The organism is Pseudomonas sp. LS-2, from assembly GCF_003605735.1.
GTDB lineage: Bacteria > Pseudomonadota > Gammaproteobacteria > Pseudomonadales > Pseudomonadaceae > Aquipseudomonas.
The window spans coordinates 44,068-64,384 of record NZ_QXTJ01000039.1 but is presented as its reverse complement, the minus strand read 5'-3'; the positions used below and the strand labels follow the sequence as shown (position 1 = coordinate 64,384).

The following is a 20,317-nucleotide window of genomic DNA, read 5'->3' as shown; positions in this document are numbered from 1 at the left end:
TTATGACCACGCGCTGCCACCTGTAATAGTTAACAGGGGTCAGAAGTGTCGACCGAGGTTACACCCCATTTTTCAATGGCTTGGATAGGCTAGTAGCGATTCGCAATAACCGTTATTTCGAATGATTCTAATCTAGTAGTGACTCGCGTTTTAGTATTACAACAACTTTCGAAGTGGTCGACGTTGGTTAAATGCTGTTCATTGATGTGGCTCTGGGTACACACGTTATCCTGCTATTTTTTATGCGGACCGGTGCCTGAGGGATGTTTATTTTTCATAGTTCTCATGGAGAGAGCCTGATGACCGCCAAGCGCAATTTAGTGGTACACGCGTACGAAGGGATTCTCGGTTTAGTCATTGTGATGCTGGTATCCAACGGGGCGAAGGGGGCCGTTCTGGGGGCGGGTCAGACAGCCACTGTCGTGGCAGGAGCGCCCGCGGAACGCTGGTCGATGCAGGCCGCTACGCTGAATGTCCTGCCAGGAGGCGTAACACTGGGGGTTAGCGCGCTGAACCGGTCAATCCTTAATTTCTCGGGCGCTACCACCACCGGGGGTGTTTCCATTACAGGCGGCACGGGCACCTTTCTCGATTCCACGATCACCTCTGCAACAGGTATCGGACTCAACGCTGCAGCCTTGGGATCAATCGCGGGCGCCGGTTCAACGGTGCAGGTCACCAACGGTGTGATCAGTGGTTTTGGTCGCGGAATCAATGTGTCGACCGAAAGCAACGCCACGCTTACCAGCACTCAGGTAACCGGATCAGGTGTTGGCGCAACCGTGGCAGACAACGGCTATGGCGCGGTCGTGATCGGCAGTACGTTGACCGTTCAAGAGGGCAGCGTCATCACTGGCAGTAACCGCGGTGCATTTGTCGTGGACAATGGAGCCGCTTTCCCAAACACCGGCCTAGTGGTGGATAACTCTACGATCACAGGCGTGGATGGCAGTGGGATCTTCGCCAATTCGGTGAGAGGCATTTCCACATCGACAGTCACGCTGCGCAACGGGGCTGTCGTCAACAGCGGCAATGGCCAGTTGCTTCAGGTGGGTGAGTCGGCGACCGCCAGCCCCTTCCTGACCACCGTGAACCTGCTTGTGGAGAACAGCACATTGACCGGCGATATCAGTGTGTTCGGCGGCAATGTCGCGAATGTCGCCTTGACCAACGACAGCAGTCTGACCGGGAACATGACCGATATCAGCCGCCTGGACCTGGACGCCAGTCGGGTGACCGGCAATCTGGATGTGGCGGCAGGATCCACGGTGCCTGTGACTTTGGGGGGCGGTTCCAGTTACACCGGCAATATGTCCAACATCGGCAGCTTGAGCATGGACAGCAGTACCATGACCGGTAATGTCATCCAGGCCAGCGGTTCGGTGGCGACCGTGGCACTGGCAAACGGCTCGACCCTCACCGGCTCGTTGAACAATGTTGGCAGCGTGACTCTGGACAACAGTGAGATCACGGGCGACATCACTCAGGACGCGGGCACACCCGGGACGATCAGTCTGGTCAACAACGCCCGGATGACCGGGACTATCACCAATGCTCAGAACACCACGCTGGAGGGGACGTCTACCTTCAACATGATCAATGACTCTTCCGTAGGCAATCTCACGCTCAACGGTGGCACGGTCAACCTGAGGGCAGCCAACGCCGGGTTTCGAACCTTGACGGCCAGCAGCCTGGCGGGCGCCGGTACCTTTGCGCTGGGAACGGATCTGGCGGGCCACTTGAGCGATCTGGTGAACATCACCGGCAATGCCAGCGGGAACCACACACTGGCTGTGCAGAACACCGGGGTCGACCCCGTCGAGGAGAGCCACGCGCAGCAGATCGTTCATACCGGTAGCGGCGATGCAGTCTTCGCGGTAGCGGGCGGACAGGTGGATGTCGGTACGTTTGTCTATCGCCTGGAGCAGCGAAATACCGATTGGTATCTGGTCCAGCAGACCACCGGCGGCGGTGAGAACCCTGGCGGCGGTGGCGAGAATCCCGGTGGCGGCGGTGAGAACCCTGGCGGCGGTGGCGAGAATCCCGGCGGCGGCGAGAACCCAGGCGGCGGTGGTGATAATCCCGGTGGCGGTGGCGAAAATCCAGGGAGTGGGGGCGAAGACCCCGGCGGCGGCACGCCCCCCGGCAATGGCGGCGGCGAAAGCCCAGGAGACGGCGGGCCTCCGGTGATCAGCCCGAGCGCCCGAGCCGTGATCGGCGTCTTCAGCGCGGCACCAACTGTTTGGTATGGCGAGATGTCGTCGTTACGCAGCCGTATGGGGGAGTTGCGTAACGGTCATGAGGCAGGCGGCTTCTGGGCTCGAACCTATGGCAACAGATACCGTGTATCGGCAACCGATCAGGTGGATTACGCGCAAAACCAATCGGGCGTTTCCTTTGGTGTCGATACACCTGTGTCCAATCAGGACGGGCAATGGCTGCTGGGTGTGATGGGCGGATACAGCAACTCTGACCTGGATTTGCGTCGTGGTACGGATGGGCAGGTCGACAGTTACTACCTTGGGCTTTACAGCACCTGGGTTTCACCGTCGGGCTATTACATCGATGCCATCATCAAGGCGAACCGTTTTCAGAACAAGACGGACGTCCGCATGAGTGATGGGGTCAAGGCGGAAGGGGATTACGACAATTATGGCGTCGGCGGATCAGTTGAAGTGGGCAAGAACATCAAGTTGGGCGATGGCTGGTTCATCGAACCTTACACCCAGGTTTCCGCGTTGTGGGTTGAGGGTGACGATTACGGTCTGGATAACGGACTTGAGGCGAAAAGCAACCATGCCGACTCTTTCGTCGGCAAGGTAGGCACCTATGTCGGGCGTACGATTTCCCTGGACCGTGGCGGTTTCGTTCAGCCCTATGTAAAAGTTGCCGCCGCACAGGAGTTCGCACGCAGTAACAAGGTAAAGGTCAATAACACTACATTCAGCGATGATTTGTCGGGCTCACGGGGTGAAGTCGGCACGGGCGTCGTTGCACAGCTGACTGATGTGTTCCAGGTACACGCGGACCTGGACTATGGCACCGGACAGAACATCGAGCAGCCATGGGGCGTCAATATCGGACTTCGGTATGCGTGGTGATCCACGCGAATGCGGTCCTACAGACTGGTTAGGGAGGTTGAAGACTGAATCAATCTGAATATAGGAAAGTTCCTACAGCGCTGTAGGACGCTCCTTACCGAGATTTGTAAGATTTTGCGATCAAATGGCCCCCCTATTTTTCTCGGACGCATTCGCGGACGAGACGACAGGGTGCCAGATAATCATGAAGTTCAAGTTCAACTCTCTCCCCAAGCGACGTTTGTCGTTAACGCTTTTCGGGGCAATCCTCTCGACACCTGCGGCGCATGCAGTCGTTGAAGTGAAACCGGGGCAGACTTATATCGTCGGACCGGACGACAGCGTCAAAGATTACAGAGTATCGGGGGGCACGCTCATCGTGCGCGAAAACAGCAAGACCGGATCCATCGAAGCGCGCTCCGGATCTACCGTGAGAATCGANGGCGACCGTCAATGACAGCGTCATCATCGGTGGCGATGGTGCCCCTGCTCCAGGTGTCGACCGTTCCGGGATCGCGCTCAACGGTACGCAGAACGGCTCACACGTCTACGTCACCAACAGTGATGTCTCCGGTATCGGACGGGGCATCAATGTCGCCGGCAACAGCAAACTGGTGCTTGATGGCACCCACGTCACGGGGCACGCTGGTGGAGCGCTCATAGGCCCGATCCGCGCAGATCTGGGCATTGGCGTCTTCGTTGCAGGCTCAGGTGCTGACTTGCGCAATGGCAGTTCGGTCACCGGTGATTACAACGGCGTCATGATGATCGCTGCCGCGCCGCCAATGGGCCAGTGGGGTCAACCCTATGTGAGCATCGATGGATCGACAGTGACCGGAACCCAGTCAAGTGCATTGCTGGTATCGGGACGGGACGCTACGGATTTTACCTTTGCGCAGATCGATGTGAAGAATGGCTCCTCTCTGGTAGGCGGTAACGGCGTTATTCTTGAGGTCCAGAACGCGGCCGGCGCTCGCTTTAACGTCGATGACAGCCGTCTCGTTGGCGATATCGTCGTAAGCGACGGCTCCACCGCAGATATGAATCTCAACAACAGCGCCAGCCTGACAGGCAATATCCGTAACGCATCCTCGTTGAATATCGATAGCTCTTCGCAATGGGTCATGGAGGGCGACTCCAGCGTCGCCAGTCTCGGATTGAGCGGCGGCACCGTCGATCTGCGCGGGACCACGCCTGGTTTTCATACGCTGACAGTGGGCGAATTGTCCGGCACAGGGACCTTCGCGCTCGGCACAGACCTTGCGACTCGCAGTGGCGATTTCCTCGATATCACCGGTAACGCCACCGGTAATCACCAGTTGCTGGTACACAACAGCGGCATTAATCCAGATCAGGGTGCGGAGCCTTTGCAAGTCGTTCACACCGGATCGGGTGACGCTCAGTTTTCATTGGTGGGCGAAAAGGTCGACTTCGGTACCTTCGCCTATCAGTTGGAGTCCGGCCAGAATGGTACGGGCGGTTCCGATTGGTCGCTGGTACAAACCGGTGATCTGTCTGCCGGATCGCGTTCGGTGATGGGTTTGTTCAGCGCTGCGCCAACCGTCTGGTACGGCGAGTCCGCGACCCTGCGCAGTCGCATGGGTGAATTGCGCAATGGTCATGACCAGGGCGGTGGCTGGATTCGCAGTTATGGCAACAAATACTACATGTCGGCCGGTGGTGGTGTGGCTTACAAACAAGTCCAGCACGGGATTTCCTTCGGTGCCGATGCGCCTTTACCGAGCAGCGACGGCCAGTGGCTGGTGGGTCTGATGGGCGGTTATAGCAAGTCCGATCTTGACCTTCAGCACGGCACCTCCGGTACGGTCGACAGCTACTATGTCGGCGCTTACAGCACCTGGCTTTCGGACGACGGCTTGTATGTCGATGTGTTGATCAAGGCCAACCGGTTCCAGAATGCTTCCGATGTCACGATGCGCGACGGCGCTAAATCCAAAGGCAAATACAGCAATCATGGTGTGGGGGCATCGGTTGAAGCTGGCAAGCATATCAAGCTGGAGGATGAGTGGTTCGTAGAGCCGTTCGCACAGGTTTCCGGGTTGTTGGTCAGTGGCCAGAACTACGAACTGGACAACGGCATGCGCGCCAGCAGCAACAAGGCCGATTCCCTGTTGGGCAAGACGGGGACGTACCTGGGACGCAGCTTCACCCTGGAGGACGGGGGCTTCGTTCAGCCCTATGTGAAAGCGGCCGCCGCTCACGAGTTCGTATCGGGCAACCGGGTAAACATTAACGGCGATCGATTCACCAACGACCTTTCAGGTTCGCGCATCGAGGTGGGCACAGGGGTCGCTGCTCAACTGAATGATGTGCTGCAACTCCATGCCGATTTCGATTACATGAAAGGGCGTAACATCGAACAACCATGGGGCGTGAACGTAGGCCTGCGCTACATCTGGTAGTAAAGACGCAACGATTTATCTCAATGAAAGGGGTCCCGACAGACCCCTTTCTCGCCTTTGCGCTCAGCCTTCTTCGACCGCGCGCCGCCATTCGTCGTTATATCCACTCACAGCCAACCCGCCCTGGAGTTAAAGGTTTGGTCTATGCTGCGCCCCGGCATGAAAGGTGCTTGGATCAATTCAGGGAACATATGGTCTGCAATTGAATCCATGACTGCAGTCCAAATGCCCCTACTCGTTGGCAGAGGATTGCCGTATAACGAGCAACGATCGCGTGTTTGGCAACGAAGGACCCACAATAAAAGCTGATGAAGACTCCAAAACGCATTGAACCCCTGATCGAAGACGGTCTGGTAGACGAGGTGCTGCGCCCACTGATGAGTGGCAAAGAGGCAGCTGTTTATGTGGTGCGCTGTGGCAAAGAGCTGCGGTGCGCGAAGGTTTACAAGGAGGCGAATAAACGTAGTTTCCGTCAGGCTGCGGAGTACCAGGAAGGCCGCAAGGTGCGGAACAGCCGTCAGGCTCGCGCGATGGCCAAGGGTTCGAAGTTCGGCCGCAAGGAAACAGAAGACGCGTGGCAGAACGCCGAAGTGGCTGCGCTGTTTCGGCTTGCCAATGCCGGCGTGAGAGTCCCCAAGCCGTTCGACTTTCTCGAAGGCGTGTTGCTCATGGAAATGGTCACTGACGGCTATGGCGACGCGGCGCCGCGCCTGAACGATGTGACGCTGGAGCCCGATCAGGCCCGCGAATTCCACGCGTTCCTGATTCAGCAGATTGTGCTGATGTTGTGTACCGGTCTGGTGCACGGTGACCTTTCCGAGTTCAACGTACTGCTGTCCCCCGACGGGCCCGTGATCATCGACTTGCCCCAGGCAGTGGATGCGGCCGGCAATAACCACGCCTTCAGCATGCTGGAGCGAGACGTTGGCAACATGGCGTCCTATTTCGGTCGCTTCGCCCCGGAGCTCAAAAAGACGCGTTTCGCGAAAGAAATGTGGGCGTACTACGAGGCTGGCACGCTGTCGCCTGCCACGGTCTTGACCGGTGAGTTCGCCGAACCGGATGACGTCGCCGACGTGAACAGCGTGCTGCGAGAGATCGAGGCCGCTCAGCGCGACGAAGCTCGGCGTCAGGCGGCGAAGGTTGCAGACGATGCGCCGCCGAACAAGACCGAAGAACCGCCTCCGCCCTGGATGCAGTGACAGAAACAGGAAAAAGCGCTGAAGAGTATTTTCTCAGCGCTTATTTCTCGCCTTGTCGAACCTGCTTTTCACTGTCAGTGATAAGCAGGGTCCGGGTCTGGTTCAACGGGATTGCAACCGGCAGCGAGGGTCTTGCTGTAACCCACGTACGGTCTCCACGGCTCCAGATTCCACTCGGGTTTCTCCCGTGCCGCAAAGAGATGACACGTCAGTTGGTTGATCATGCCGCGGTTGTTTGTCCAGTATTTGCTCTGTCCGGCTTTTTTAACGATTTCGTAGAACATGTACGCTGTTTCGCTGGCGTCGATATAGCGGCCGCAATTAGTGGGGACGAGGGACAACATCCACTCGTTGAACGGGTAGTCGCTGCTGTATCGGTAAACCCAGGTGACGCTCTGAATATACTCGGGACAGCTCTGCGTAATGGCGGGTTTGAGGCGCTGGCTCAAGGGCTTTACAGAGGCTGGGGGGGCTGCTGCAGCTGCATTTACGGTAAGCAGCAGTCCAGCCGTCGCTAACGTCCATGTTTTCATGAGAAGTACCCTTTCGTGGGTCAGCGTTTGAATAACTGTTTGATCAGTCTGTAGCCGCTGACGATGAAGGTGTAGAGAGCGTCGAGCGTTTATGGGTCGACCTGTGCGATGCCAGCATCGGCAGGCGCTGATCTTAGATTGTTGACTCTTAGAACCTGAGAGTAGTAAATCTTGCTGTCATCAAAGCGTTTAAGGCTGTAGTTAAACAGTACAGGAAGGCCTCTGTTTTGATCGGCCCACGCCGTGTCGATGGTGAAGTTTATATAATCGCCATGAAATTCGCGGATGGCACTTTCGACGGTATTGATTCCGATAAAACGAACTTGTGCGGTGTAGTACCCCTCCCTGAATTGCACGCGAATGTTATTGTTGGTCGGGGAGTTTATAGTGGGCGCTTCAATGGCGCCCACGTGTCCGGAGACAGACAGAATCAGGCTGTCCGAGGTATAAACCTGACCCCCTCGGCCAACGGTGTAAGTGATGGTTGCGTTAACGCCAATGCAATCGATCAGTTCATACATGGAGATCTTGAACTCCAAACCAACGGCGGGATTGACCACGGTCTGGGTTTCAGAGTTAATTGTGATTCTGCGACCTGCCCAAGAAACACGTACGGTATCGCCCACCTGGGCATGGTAGTCAGGGATTTGCACAAAGCCGTCACCCTCATGGGCGTAGTAGTTAATCTCTTGTCTATTGCCACCTGCCGCCGTCGCATTTTTGAAGTTCGGCCTGACGAGGTTCATCTGATCGTCCTGCACATTCACGGTCCATTGGTTGGAAACGGTATTCCCCACGTGTGCAGTGAACACATGTTGGCCGGGGGAAAGTCCGGTGGACGTATAACTCCATGAACCGTCAGGTAGGCTCGTCACGCTGCCAATTGGAGTGCCGTTGTCCCGGAGCTGCACGGATTCAATACGTCGAACGTTGTGGCGAGCCATGTTCAAGTTCCTTCTTGAAGAGTGTTTTAATTCCTGGAAGTTAAGATATAGATCATCGCGCTGTTTATGTCTGCAGGCGCTCATACCCATTTGCGATAGGGATTATCGCGAAGTGCGTTAACACCTGTGGATTTATCATTAACCGGAAGTGCAACACCCGCCAGACTCCAGATCCTTTAATATCGGGCAGTCCGGTCGATCATTGCCCTGGCAATGCTCGACCAGATCCTGCAGCGTATCCCTCAACCCCGCGAGCTCTTCGATCTTCTGATTCAGCTCGACGATATGCTTGTGCGCCAGTGCCTTTACATCCGCACTGGCGCGCGCTCGGTCCTGCCACAAGGTCAGCAGCTTGCCGACTTCCTCCAGTGAAAAACCCAGATCGCGGGAGCGTTTGATGAAGGCCAGGGTGTGCAGGTCGTTGGCGCTGTAGAGGCGATAGCCGCTGTCGGTGCGCGTTGCAGGGTGAAGCAGGCCGATGGATTCGTAGTAGCGAATCATCTTGGCGCTCAGTCCACTGCTTTTTGCGGCTTGGCCAATGTTCATTGCGCGTCTCCTCCATCATGCTTTTGCTCAGCCGGCTGCCAGGTTTTGAGCAGCAGCGCATTGCTCACCACGCTGACACTGGACAGGGCCATCGCGGCGCCTGCCAGGACCGGATTGAGCAGGCCGAACGCCGCCAGCGGGATACCGATCAGGTTGTAGACGAAAGCCCAGAACAGGTTCTGGCGGATCTTTGCGTAGGTCCTGCGGCTGATGTCCAGGGCAGCAGGAATCAGCCGAGGATCGCCGCGCATCAGGGTGATGCCCGAAGCGTGCATGGCGACGTCGGTGCCGCCGCCCATGGCAATGCCGATGTCAGCCGCCGCAAGGGCAGGGGCGTCGTTGATGCCGTCGCCGACCATGGCGACTACGCCGGATTTCTTGAGCTGGATCACAATGGCGGCCTTGTCAGCGGGCAGAACTTCAGCGTGAACATCGGTGATGCCCAACGCCTCGGCCACGACTCTGGCGCTGCCGCGATTGTCACCCGTTAGCAGATGACTGCTGATGTTGCGTCCTTTCAACTCATTGATGGCCTGTGCAGCGCCGGCCTTGAGCGTGTCCCCAAAGGCAACGAGCCCCAGCACCCGGCGCTGGGGTTTGAGCTCGATCAGCCAGGACAACGTGCGACCCTCGGCCTCCCACTGCTGCGCGGTTTCGGCGAGCGCGCCCATGTCCAGGTCGCTTTCTTCGAGCAGGCGTTTATTGCCCAGTGCCAGTTCCCGTGCATTCAACGTGCCGGCAATGCCGCGCCCGGCGAGCGAACGACTGTTGCTGACGTCTTCGAGTTTGAGGCCGCGTTCGTCGCACGCATCAAGCACGGCTTTGGCGAGTGGGTGTTCACTGCCGCGCTGCAATGCGCCGGCCAGTTGCAACAACGAGCCCTCATCGCCATCTATAGCGGTCATGTGAGCGATGCGTGGCGATCCCGAGGTCAGCGTTCCTGTTTTGTCGAACACAACTGTGGTGACTTCGTGGGCACGTTCCAGTGCTTCGGCGTCCTTGATCAGAATCCCGTGGCGAGCGGCCACCCCGGTCCCGGCCATGATCGCGGTTGGCGTGGCCAGGCCCAATGCGCAAGGGCAGGCGATGACCAGAACCGCCACCGCGTTGATCAATGCAGCCTCCAGCGAAGCGCCCGTGAGTAACCAGCCGATCAGCGTGACAACAGCAATCAGCAACACAACGGGCACGAACACCTGACTGACTTTATCCACAAGCTTCTGGATCGGCGCCTTGGCCGATTGCGCGTCTTCGACCAGGCGGATGATGCGCGCCAGCACCGTCTCGGCGCCCAAGGCCTGAGTGCGAATAAGCAGGCGACCTTCGCCGTTGATCGCCCCACCGGTGACCTTGTCGCCGGGCTGTTTGGGGATTGGCAGGCTCTCGCCACTGATCAGGGCTTCGTCGGCGTGGCTCTGGCCATCGATGACTTCGCCGTCCACCGGAAAACGTTCTCCGGGTTTGACCAACACCTGATCGCCGACCTTCAGCGCGCTGATCGCCACGTCACGTTCCTGGCCATCGATGACCTGAATCGCTCGCTCCGGACGCAGCGCCTCGAGTGCCCGGATTGCGCCGGCGGTCTGGCGCTTGGCGCTGCTCTCCAGGTATTTGCCGAGCAGCACCAGCGCGATGACCACCGCCGAGGCTTCGAAATACAGATGAGGCATGCTGCCAGGCATTGCGATCAGCCATTGATAGAGGCTCAGGCCGTAACCGGCGCTGGTGCCCAGCGCGACAAGCAGATCCATGTTGCCGGCGCCTGCGCGCACCGCTTTCCAGGCGGCCACATAGAAGCGTGCTCCGAGTAAAAATTGCACCGGTGTTGCCAACAGAAACTGCACCCAGGCTGGCAGCATCCAGTGCACGCCCAAGGGTTGAAGCAGCATCGGCAGGATCAGCGGCAGGGCCAGAGCAATGGCCAGAATCAGATGCCAGCGCTCGTTGTCGTGGCGCTTCTTCTGGTCGGCTTCCTGTACGGCGTGATCCTGCTCAAGGCTGGCGCCATAACCTGCTTTGTCCACTGCGGCGATCAGGTTTGCGGGGTCGATCTGCTCGAGCACTTCGACGTGCGCGCGTTCGTTGGCGAGGTTGACCGTGGCGTTCTTCACGCCAGGGACTTTGCGCAAGGCGCGCTCGACACGACCCGCGCAACTGGCGCAGGTCATGCCGGTAATTGGCAGGTCGAACGTATCGGGACTGGGCATTCCGGGCACTCCTTGAAGGCGATTGCCAGCAAGGATCAACCTTGCCACGTTGGTAAGGTCAAGTCTCGATTTTCGTGATTAACGGTTTCCGCGATCTGTCGCAGTCCGGCTTGCCATCGGTGGCGGATTCAAGGGCGCCACCGCCGGCAAGCCGGACTGCTACAGAAGGATTGATTCAGGGTTCAGGATTCGAGGGCGCCGCCGCCGGCAAGCCGGGCTGCTACAGAAAGGGTGATTCAGGGTTCATGATCGGATGTCGAGGTGGTCCAGCGAGCGGTCGACCACGGCCTTGGCCATGTCGATCAGATGCACGACGGAAAACGCCAGGTCGCGTTTGCTGCCGCTCAGGCAATCGGCGCTCTCGTAAGCGGTGGCTTTGGCGCAGCGCAGCAGATCGGAAAGGTGGGCCAAGGATTCTTCGAGGGTTGGGGCGGGTGGGTCGGGGGTGATTTTGAGCATTCTGCTTACCTTGATGAGTAAGGTCACCAAAAGTCGCTGCTAAACAACGGTGGGTGACGGCTTTGACACGGGTTAGCAGACTGGTCACCAAGGCAAACCCAGCGCACGCGAACGTGCCCCGCGCAAAGCCGCCATATAGCGGTTTTGCGTGCCTTGAGATTGATTCAGGCTGCTAAACCCGGTCGCTGATATGCAGCGACCGACGCAGCCTAGAGAGACACGTCACGAGGCACAAGCGGGTTGGAGTTTCTAGGAAATGTCTCTCGCAATAAAGAGAGAAGGCTGTAAGAAAGGGGCTACAAAGGGGGAGATTTGTTGCAGGAAATGGCCCCCATTGCAATCACGATGGAGGCACCACTGCCAATCAGTAATTAAGATCGGCCTTCTTCAGATACATGCCATTGGGTCCCGACGCAATCCGGTACTTGAGCACGTCGCCGGCATTGATGTGCAGTCGCGTATTGTTCTGCGCTTCGATACCTGGCGAGCAGCCCGGCATCTGACCCGGCAACACGCGCAGTCGTACGGACAGGTCGCCCGCTGGCAGATTGAAGGAGCGAGATTCCTCCTGGAACAGTCGCCCGACCAACTGATCCTGCATATAGATGCCGATCTCGCAGGATGTCGCGACTTCCAGCCGCTCGCGGGAAATGATGAGTACGCCGTAGTCCTGGTCGGCCTGAGCCCAGGATGCGGAAGCCAACAGGCCGATAAAACCTGCGATGCGAAAGGCTGACCAGCGCATTGCCGATTCTCCTGATGTTCGTCGATGAAACACTTTGGCGCAGAGACTCAAGGAATACCAGCCCGGCAGATTCTCGAGAAACTTGACCTTGCCACGGTGGGAAGGTCAAAGATGCACGCATTCAACGATTTCCACCCAAGCGAGGAGTCATCTCATGCAGGTATTCAACGTTCAAGGCATGACCTGCGGACACTGCGTCCGCGCCGTTACCGACGCGATCAAAGGCGAAGATCCGGCGGCCGAAGTGCAGGTCGATCTGAGCAAAGGTGAGGTCAGGGTGCAGAGCCAGTTGGCGGCGGAGCACATCATCGGGCTCATTGTGGAGGAAGGTTACAGCGCTGATGTAGCTGGATGACACAGGCTTCTGCCCGGAGGGCGTGGGAGCCAGGCTTGCCAGCGATCTGACGCGCAGCGGCAGTGAAATCAGACACATCGTCATGTCAGGCACATCGCGGTGACAGGTTTTGCTGCCAGTTCCTGGCAGATCGCTGGCAAGCTAGCTCCCACGCCCTCCGGGCAGAATCAAAAAAAGCAGATCTGAAAACTCAATAGTGATACCACTTCAACTCAAGCATCACTTCGTTGACGGGCGAGCTCAACTGGCTGAACTCTCGCTGAGCACTGAGCCGCAGCCCCAGATTACGTGACAATTCCCACTGCTGATTCAGACTGATCTTGCGCCGCACTTCGCCGTTGGTGAAGTAATCACCCGTTGTTTCCAGGCTCAAGTTGCCCAGCGGATTGCGCCAGAGAATCCCGGTATCGAAACCGGCAGCCGGTGAAGCAAACGCATCGAAGTCATTGTTGTGCTCGACGCGCACGGTACCCAACGCAAAGCCCAGCACATCGTCGCCCAGTTTCCATGTTCCTCCCGCGCCGCCGTTCACATGGCTGACCAGGTTTTCGTCACCATGCTTGCCCAGCACGCGCTCAAGGCCCCCCGCCACTTGCCATGACCACGGCTGCAACAGCTCGTTGCGCGGCGTCAGCGAGCGAATGGTCGCCAGGTCCAGCCGCTGCACCTGCCAATGGCTGTCCTCGTACTGACGAAGCTTCAATTGAAGAATTTCGATCTGCGCCCCTAGCGGGAAGCCGTACGCGTTGTCGTTCAGATCGTGATACGCCATGCGCAGGCCGTATTCGGCGAATGCCTTGTCATCCCGCGTGCCCGCGCCCAGTTGCCAGGTGCGCGATTCGTGGCCGTCTTCCGGCAAGCCCGGACGTTCTATTTCCAAAGCAGGCGGCGGATTGGTGCTGATTGCCCGCAGCAAATCGTAACTGCGCTGCGAGCGCGCAGCATCACGCTCCTGGCCATTGGCGCGATAACGCTCCAGGCGATACGACGCGTCCTGAATCAATGCCCGACGATCCTTTGGCAGTGCCAGATAGTCAGGGCTTTGCATCTGTTGCTGATCGGCACTGACCTTCAATACCCATTGCTTCTCGTCGTGGTTGAGCGGTTCTGCGCGGCTGAGCAACTCGCGCTCCTTGGACGGCCGGTAGTCGATCTTCTCCACCAGCCCCGCGTCTTTAACAGCACGCACGGTGTCGGTCGGAATCGCGGTCAGACGAAACTGCGGCGTCAGGTTCAGGCTCGGACGCGCGACCTGCAACAGCTCCAGCAACCGATAAGAGCAGTTTTCGTCGAAGAAGAAATAGCCGAAGCGAATCTGTTTGAGTTCCCACACATGCTCGACCATGCGCTGGGTTTCTTCAGGCGTCAGATTGAGGCGGTACTCCCACAGGTCTCGGTTCTCGAGACTACGGTATTCGGAGAGCTTTTCCTGATACGGCACCAGCGCGAACAGCCCTGGGTAGCCGCCCATCAAGCCTTTCCAGGCATACAGAATGCTGTTGTCCGAGCCTTCGATATAAGCGCCGAAGTTGATCGCGTAACTGAGAAGCGCAGTGTTGTTCTTCTGTACGTCCGCCTGATCGATGCGCAGCAAGGTGTGGCCGAACATTGAAGAGGGGCTGTTCAGGTACGCGGCCGGGAAAATCATCACCGTGCTGTCCGGCGCCACGTCAGAAAACCACTTGTTGAACTCTTTGCAGTCCACGGCGGGCAGATCGGTCAGTTTCAGTTCGTCCCGCAGAAATCGCGTGCGCGAGGGATAGACGCATTGCGGGTGGGCGTCTTCCTTGCCTTGGGCCACGGGCCGGTAGATGGCTTCGAGGGTCGCTGCCAGCTCGGCCTTGGGGTCGTGGGCACCATCGACCGCGAGGAAGAATTTCGGGTCATCGACATAGCTGCGCCAACCACCGAGCTTGCCAGCTTCATAGTGGCCGATGGCAATCCAGAATCGGGAATTGGCCAGTTGCTGCAAACGATCATCTTTGACGTGAGGCGCGGCATACAGCGGGGCGCAGACACAGAGCGCCAGCCAGGCAAGGCGTTTGAGCATAGAGTGGCAACTAGTCAGGGGTCGTCAGGAACAGTGAAGTCCTGCCCTCGATGCAGAGGGCAGGTTGGTTCGACTTTAAGCTTGGGTTGCGTATTTGGCCAGAGTCGGATCGTTTTTCAGTACGTCGAGGGTGTTGGTGTGAACGTCTTCAGCGGTGGCGTCTGCCTTGGTGAAGATCTGTTGGTAGTGCTCGTGGGTGACTGCGGCGAAATGCGCACGGTCTTCCGGTGCAACGCCCAGCACGACCGCGTAGGTCGTCAGTGCTTCGCCTTGGCCCATGGCCATGTCTTTGGAAAGCTCGTCCATCATGCCATTCATGGCAAACCAGGACTTGCCGCCATAGGTCAATGCACTGTTGGTGGAGCAGCCGTTGGTGCCTGAGGTCATGCCGAACGTGGCGTTACCGGAGGTGCCGTTGGTGGTGGATGCCAGGAAGTGGGCGGGAGTGCCGCGCTGGCCTTCGAACAGCATGTTGCCCCAGCCGCAGTCCGGGCCGCCCGGGGCTTGCGCCATGGCGTTGATGGACACAGCGGCGAAGAGAGTACCAAGAAGAATCCGTTTCATAGCTTTAGTCTCTGTTGTTTCAACCAAGGGTCGGTTCCTGGCCGGTAGCGCGCCAGGGAGGGCCAGCATTCTTAATTTGTTACTGACCGCGCAGCTTGGAGTTTAGGCACGATCTGAACGTTCCGTGATTTATTACGGTTTGTTGTATGCAGGTTGGCTCGTAAAAGCCCGTAGGAATGTTCAACAGGCAAAAAAATATTCCGATGGTTCTTGCCTTGCCAGTCTGGTGCGGCGAGCGCCAGAATGCCCCCATCTGCCCCGCCTGATGTAAGGATGTCCGATGCCCGATCCTGTTGCTGCCAGCTTGCGACTTGCGCCTGAGGCGCTTACCCGTCCCTTTTCCGCTGAACAGTTCAGCTTCACGACAACCAACGATCTGGAACCCTTTCGCGGCGTGCTCGGCCAGGAACGAGCAGTCGAGGCTCTACAGTTCGGGGTCGCCATGCCGCGCCCCGGTTACAATGTGTTCGTCATGGGAGAACCCGGCACCGGTCGCTTCTCCTTCGTCAAGCGCTACCTCAAGGCCGAAGGCAAGCGCATGCAGACCCCATGCGACTGGGTCTACGTCAACAACTTCGATGATCCTCGCGAACCGCGCGCCCTTGAATTGCCACCGGGTCGCGCGAGTTCGTTCATCGCAGACATAAACGGACTTATCGACAACTTGCTGTCGACTTTTCCGGCAGTGTTCGAGCACCCCTCCTACCAGCAAAAGAAAAGCGCCATCGACCGCGCTTTTAACCAGCGTTATGACAAGGCGCTGGATGTGATCGAGCGCCTGGCGCTTGAGAAGGATGTGGCGCTTTATCGCGATAGCACCAACATTGCGTTCACCCCGATGCTGGAAGGCAAGGCACTGGACGAGGCTGAGTTCTCGCAGTTGCCAGACGCCGAGCGTGAGCGGTTCCACAGCGATATTTCGGCCCTGGAGGAGCGCCTGAACGAAGAGCTCGCCAGCCTGCCGCAGTGGAAGCGCGAGTCCAATAACCAGATGCGCCAGTTGAATGAAGAGACCATCATTCTGGCCCTGCAACCGCTGCTGGCGCCGTTGTCGGAGCAATACGCCGAAAACGCGGCGGTCTGCGCTTACTTGCAGGCGGTGCAGGTCAATCTGCTGAAAACCGTGGTCGAGCAACTGGTCGACGACAGCAAGACCGACGCGCAAGCACGCAAGCTGCTGGAAGAACAATACTGCCCCAGCCTTGTGGTCGGTCATTCGGCCAGCGGCGGTGCACCGGTGGTTTTCGAGCCGCATCCGACTTACGACAACCTGTTCGGCCGCATCGAATACAGCACCGATCAGGGAGCGCTCTACACCACCTATCGCCAGTTGCGCCCGGGGGCGTTTCACCGTGCCAACGGCGGTTTTCTGATTCTCGAAGCCGAGAAAATGCTCAGCGAGCCGTTCGTGTGGGATGCCCTCAAGCGTTCGCTGCAGTCGCGCAAGCTGAAAATGGAGTCGCCGTTGGGCGAGCTGGGCCGCATCGCCACCGTGACCCTGACACCGCAGACCATCCCGTTGCAGGTCAAGGTCATCATCATCGGTGCGCGTTCGCTGTACTACACGCTGCAAGACCTGGATCCGGACTTCCAGGAGATGTTCCGGGTGCTGGTGGATTTCGACGAAGACATCCCGATGGTCGACGAGAGCCTGGAGCAGTTTGCACAGTTGCTCAAAACCCGAACGTCGGAGGAGGGCATGGCGCCGCTGACCGCCGATGCGGTGGCACGTCTGGCCACCTATAGCGCACGGCTGGCCGAGCATCAGGGGCGCTTGTCGGCGCGTATCGGTGATCTGTTCCAGTTGGTCAGCGAGGCGGATTTCATTCGCAGCCTGGCCAATGACGAACGCACCGACGCCGGCCATATCGAACGTGCGCTCAAGGCCAAGGCCACGCGCACCGGACGGGTGTCGGCGCGGATCCTGGACGACATGTTGGCGGGCATCATTCTGATCGACACCGCAGGCGCGGCGGTCGGCAAGTGCAACGGATTGACCGTGCTGGAAGTCGGCGACTCAGCCTTCGGTGTGCCGGCGCGGATTTCCGCCACGGTGTATCCGGGCGGCAGCGGCATCGTCGACATCGAGCGTGAGGTCAACCTCGGTCAGCCGATCCACTCCAAGGGCGTGATGATCCTCACCGGTTATCTCGGTAGCCGTTATGCCCAGGAGTTCCCGCTGGCGATTTCCGCGAGCATTGCACTGGAACAATCCTACGGTTACGTCGATGGTGACAGCGCGTCGCTGGGCGAAGTCTGCACCCTCATTTCGGCGCTCTCGAAAACACCGCTCAAGCAGTGCTTCGCGATCACGGGCTCCATCAACCAGTTCGGTGAAGTGCAGGCGGTGGGCGGGGTCAACGAGAAGATCGAAGGCTTCTTCCGACTCTGCGAAGCGCGAGGTCTGACAGGCGATCAAGGCGCGATCATCCCGCAAGCCAACGTTGCCACGCTGATGCTCGACGAACGTGTGCTGCAGGCCGTGCGCGCCGGGCAGTTCCACGTATACGCCGTGCGTCAGGTGGACGAGGCGCTGAGCTTGCTGGTGGGTGAGCCTGTGGGCGAAGCCGATGAGGACGGGCAGTTCCCGGAAAACTCGGTCAATGGCCGGGTGGTTGATCGTCTGCGCGACATCGCTGAAATGCTCAGCGAAGAGGACCTCAAAGAGCTCGAAAAAGAGGCGCCACAATTACAGCCGGAACTGAAAAGTTGACTGTTTGACGTCAACTAAATGGGGCGTCTGATGGCCAAATGACCATTCGGCGCCCTTTTTGTTTTCACTCTTTTCTTGTGGGGTATTTCTTCGATATTGTCGCCATGCAGCAGTTGTCAAATGGACTGACGCATTTCCGGAGCTGTTCGAGGGAATGAATACTGCAATCAATGAGGAGCTCGCCATGCCGCGCAGCCTCTGTCTTACTCGCCAATGCCTGGGTCTGGTGACCCGTATCGAATGTGTGATTCGCCCGCTGTCCGGGGATAACGGTATGTGGACTTTGCTGTTCGCCGCCGGGATGTCCGGAGAACAACCCTCTGCGCTCAAGGCTCAAGGACCTTTCCATGGTCCGGTGGCTGCCGAATCGGTGCTGGACGCTATTGCCGAGAGCCTTGCGCTCCACGGTTATCAGACCGCCGAGGAAATACCGATCTGGAGTGTTCATCTGCAAGGTGAGCTGCGAAGGATCAATGGCGACGCGTCTTATGGTCAGCGAACTTCCCCGGCCAACTGACTTGCTCTAATACCTCGACGAAAACCGCGTCTGTTTTCCTGATACCAGGGTTGTTGCGTGGTGTTCGTTGAGTGTCTTCCTCCTGGAAATAATTGTTTCAAGCCTTGTCGTTATGGGTTGTGCTGCACGGCCTTCGCCCTATACTCGCGAGCTTTCAATCAACTGTGAGCTTCAATGGAACGTTTTATCGAAAATGCCATGTACGCGTCGCGCTGGTTACTGGCGCCGATCTACTTTGGCCTGTCTCTGGGGCTGCTTGCGCTGGCGCTGAAGTTCTTTCAGGAAATCTTTCACGTCATTCCCAATGTGTTTTCGCTCGCTGAGTCCGATCTCATTCTCGTGCTGCTGTCGTTGATCGACATGGCGCTGGTCGGTGGCTTGCTGGTCATGGTGATGATCTCCGGCTATGAAAACTTCGTCTCGCAACTGGACATCGACGAGGACAAGGAAAAGCTCAACTGGCTGGGCAAGATGGACTCGTCTTCCTTGAAGATGAAAGTCGCCGCGTCCATCGTTGCGATTTCCTCCATTCACCTGCTGCGGGTGTTCATGGACGCCAAGAATATCGAGCCTCAATACCTGATGTGGTACGTGATCATTCACATGACCTTCGTGGTCTCGGCGTTTGCGATGGGTTATCTGGATAAGCTGACCAAGCATTGATTTTCCGAGTTTTTTGACTGTAGGAGCGCGCTTGCCTGCGATAGCCCTCTGGCCTGATGACCATTGGTAGCTGATACATCGCAATCGCGGGCAAGCGCGCTCCTACAGTGTTGATGGGTCGGGGCGAGGCCGAATAGACCAACGGCACCGCCCGCACCTTGTACTCCGGCCAGAGTGGACGAGACTTGTGTTTCGCTCACTGAAGTCCGGAACCTGCTCATGAATCTCCAGGAACTCACCACCCACGCCCATGCCGGTCGGATTGACGAGCTCAATCTGATATCAATGGAAGGCGGGATTTACCTGCTCGAAGCGCGCATGCATGGCGCAGCCCATCCACTCAACGACGCTCAGGGAAAGACTCTGCATTTGCGCTCGGTCGAACACGCGCGGGATGTGCTGCATTCGGTTACCCCCATGCCCTTCAACCTGGTGCACGCCGTGGTGCACGACGAAATGTGCGGTCTGCATGAAAGCGAGGAGCAGACCGTCCGGGTGCCGATGTCGATTCGCTCCGCCTGGGGCTGAGAGATCGCCCGCCTAGGGGGGCGTGACCAGATGTGCTAGGCTGCTCGGCCTTTTAGTTCAGGGCGCCTGCGGGCGTCCTTACAAGCGGAGCAGTGTCATGTCCGAAGTCAATCTGTCCACCGACGAAACCCGCGTCAGCTACGGCATTGGCCGTCAGTTGGGCGACCAACTGCGCGACAACCCGCCACCGGGCGTCAATCTGGACGCGATCCTGGCCGGTCTGACCGACGCGTTCGGCGGCCAGCCAAGCCGTGTCAGCCAGGAAGAAATGGCGGCGAGCTTCAAAGTGATTCGTGAAATCATGCAGGCCGAAGCGGCTGCCAAGGCTGAAGCCGCCGCTGGCGCTGGCAAGGAATACCTGGCCGAGAACGCCAAACGTGAAGGCGTGACTACGCTGGAGTCGGGTCTGCAGTTCGAAGTGATCACCGCTGGCGAAGGCGCTCAGCCAACCCGCGAAAGCAACGTTCGCACTCACTACCACGGCATGCTGATCGACGGCACTGTATTCGACAGCTCCTACGATCGTGGCGAACCGGCTGAATTCCCGGTCGGCGGCGTGATTGCAGGCTGGACCGAAGCGCTGCAACTGATGAAAGCCGGCAGCAAATGGCGTCTACACGTTCCTAGCGAACTGGCCTACGGCGCGCAAGGCGTTGGCAGCATCCCACCGCACAGCGTTCTGGTGTTCGACGTCGAGCTGCTGGACGTTCTGTAATTTGCGCCAGCTGTAAGCGACAAGCTTCAAGCAGATTGTTGCCGAGTGGACTCTCGAGGTTCACTCGGCAATG

At 58.2% G+C, this 20,317-nt stretch carries 17 protein-coding genes; 9 read left to right on the top strand and 8 right to left on the bottom strand.

Features of this window, described 5'->3' with window-relative positions; all coding sequences use genetic code 11:
- Positions 1-299 precede the first annotated feature (299 nt).
- The 3 genes from D3M70_RS21635 to D3M70_RS21620 all read left to right on the top strand — a co-directional run bounded on the left by D3M70_RS21635 (position 300) and on the right by D3M70_RS21620 (position 6,705).
- Positions 300-3,101 (top strand): autotransporter outer membrane beta-barrel domain-containing protein, encoded by a 2,802-nt coding sequence (locus tag D3M70_RS21635; RefSeq protein ID WP_165869864.1) that lies wholly within the window; start codon positions 300-302, stop codon positions 3,099-3,101.
- A gap of 740 nt (positions 3,102-3,841) precedes the next feature.
- Positions 3,842-5,503 (top strand): autotransporter outer membrane beta-barrel domain-containing protein, encoded by a 1,662-nt coding sequence (locus D3M70_RS34295; protein WP_165869878.1) that lies wholly within the window; start codon positions 3,842-3,844, stop codon positions 5,501-5,503.
- A 308-nt stretch (positions 5,504-5,811) separates the two neighbouring features.
- A complete protein-coding gene (locus D3M70_RS21620) occupies positions 5,812-6,705 on the top strand; it encodes a PA4780 family RIO1-like protein kinase (RefSeq protein ID WP_120127684.1) in 894 nt (297 codons plus the stop codon).
- A gap of 74 nt (positions 6,706-6,779) precedes the next feature.
- Here the strand turns inward: D3M70_RS21620 and D3M70_RS21615 are convergent, their stop codons facing one another.
- The 6 genes from D3M70_RS21615 to D3M70_RS21590 all read right to left on the bottom strand — a co-directional run bounded on the left by D3M70_RS21615 (position 6,780) and on the right by D3M70_RS21590 (position 12,139).
- Positions 6,780-7,238 (bottom strand): DUF2599 domain-containing protein, encoded by a 459-nt coding sequence (locus tag D3M70_RS21615; protein ID WP_120127683.1) that lies wholly within the window; start codon positions 7,236-7,238, stop codon positions 6,780-6,782.
- A gap of 89 nt (positions 7,239-7,327) precedes the next feature.
- Complete coding sequence (locus D3M70_RS21610; protein WP_120127682.1) at positions 7,328-8,182, bottom strand: Ig-like domain-containing protein; 855 nt, start codon at positions 8,180-8,182, stop codon at positions 7,328-7,330.
- 138 nt (positions 8,183-8,320) lie between these two features.
- Positions 8,321-8,728: a Cu(I)-responsive transcriptional regulator gene (gene cueR / locus D3M70_RS21605; RefSeq protein ID WP_120127681.1), complete on the bottom strand. Its 408-nt coding sequence runs from the start codon at positions 8,726-8,728 to the stop codon at positions 8,321-8,323.
- Positions 8,725-10,935 carry a cation-translocating P-type ATPase gene (locus tag D3M70_RS21600; RefSeq protein ID WP_120127680.1) on the bottom strand — a complete coding sequence of 737 codons (2,211 nt, stop codon included), beginning with the start codon at positions 10,933-10,935 and terminating at the stop codon, positions 8,725-8,727. Before D3M70_RS21600 ends, cueR begins: the two co-directional genes overlap by 4 nt.
- Positions 10,936-11,178: 243 nt before the next feature.
- On the bottom strand, positions 11,179-11,394 hold the full coding sequence (locus D3M70_RS21595) for a DUF6124 family protein (protein ID WP_120127679.1): 216 nt from the start codon (positions 11,392-11,394) through the stop codon (positions 11,179-11,181).
- Positions 11,395-11,758: 364 nt separating this feature from the next.
- Positions 11,759-12,139 (bottom strand): hypothetical protein, encoded by a 381-nt coding sequence (locus D3M70_RS21590; RefSeq protein WP_120127678.1) that lies wholly within the window; start codon positions 12,137-12,139, stop codon positions 11,759-11,761.
- Positions 12,140-12,293: 154 nt separating this feature from the next.
- Here D3M70_RS21590 and D3M70_RS21585 point away from each other — a divergent pair, with 154 nt between their 5' ends.
- Positions 12,294-12,494 carry a heavy-metal-associated domain-containing protein gene (locus D3M70_RS21585; RefSeq protein WP_120127677.1) on the top strand — a complete coding sequence of 67 codons (201 nt, stop codon included), beginning with the start codon at positions 12,294-12,296 and terminating at the stop codon, positions 12,492-12,494.
- A 190-nt stretch (positions 12,495-12,684) separates the two neighbouring features.
- Here D3M70_RS21585 and D3M70_RS21580 read toward each other — a convergent pair whose 3' ends face one another.
- Both D3M70_RS21580 and D3M70_RS21575 read right to left on the bottom strand, forming a co-directional pair.
- Positions 12,685-14,544, bottom strand: a complete 1,860-nt coding sequence (locus tag D3M70_RS21580) for a DUF4105 domain-containing protein (RefSeq protein ID WP_120127676.1) — start codon at positions 14,542-14,544, stop codon at positions 12,685-12,687.
- A gap of 75 nt (positions 14,545-14,619) precedes the next feature.
- On the bottom strand, positions 14,620-15,108 hold the full coding sequence (locus D3M70_RS21575) for a DUF3015 domain-containing protein (RefSeq protein ID WP_120127675.1): 489 nt from the start codon (positions 15,106-15,108) through the stop codon (positions 14,620-14,622).
- Positions 15,109-15,388: 280 nt separating this feature from the next.
- On the opposite strand from D3M70_RS21575, the gene D3M70_RS21570 reads away from it, so the two are divergent.
- From D3M70_RS21570 to D3M70_RS21550, 5 genes are all read left to right on the top strand, one after another.
- Entirely contained in the window at positions 15,389-17,821 is a 2,433-nt protein-coding gene (locus D3M70_RS21570) for a Lon protease family protein (RefSeq protein ID WP_120127674.1), read from the top strand.
- A 184-nt stretch (positions 17,822-18,005) separates the two neighbouring features.
- Positions 18,006-18,338, top strand: a complete 333-nt coding sequence (locus D3M70_RS21565) for a hypothetical protein (protein ID WP_120128385.1) — start codon at positions 18,006-18,008, stop codon at positions 18,336-18,338.
- Between the two features lie 174 nt (positions 18,339-18,512).
- Positions 18,513-19,001, top strand: a complete 489-nt coding sequence (locus D3M70_RS21560; RefSeq protein ID WP_037015447.1) for a TIGR00645 family protein — start codon at positions 18,513-18,515, stop codon at positions 18,999-19,001.
- A 219-nt stretch (positions 19,002-19,220) separates the two neighbouring features.
- The gene (locus D3M70_RS21555; protein WP_120127673.1) at positions 19,221-19,529 is read left to right on the top strand and encodes a DUF6482 family protein; all 309 of its coding nucleotides are present in this window, start codon (positions 19,221-19,223) and stop codon (positions 19,527-19,529) included.
- Positions 19,530-19,626: 97 nt separating this feature from the next.
- Positions 19,627-20,244: an FKBP-type peptidyl-prolyl cis-trans isomerase gene (locus tag D3M70_RS21550; RefSeq protein WP_120127672.1), complete on the top strand. Its 618-nt coding sequence runs from the start codon at positions 19,627-19,629 to the stop codon at positions 20,242-20,244.
- Positions 20,245-20,317: the final 73 nt, after the last annotated feature.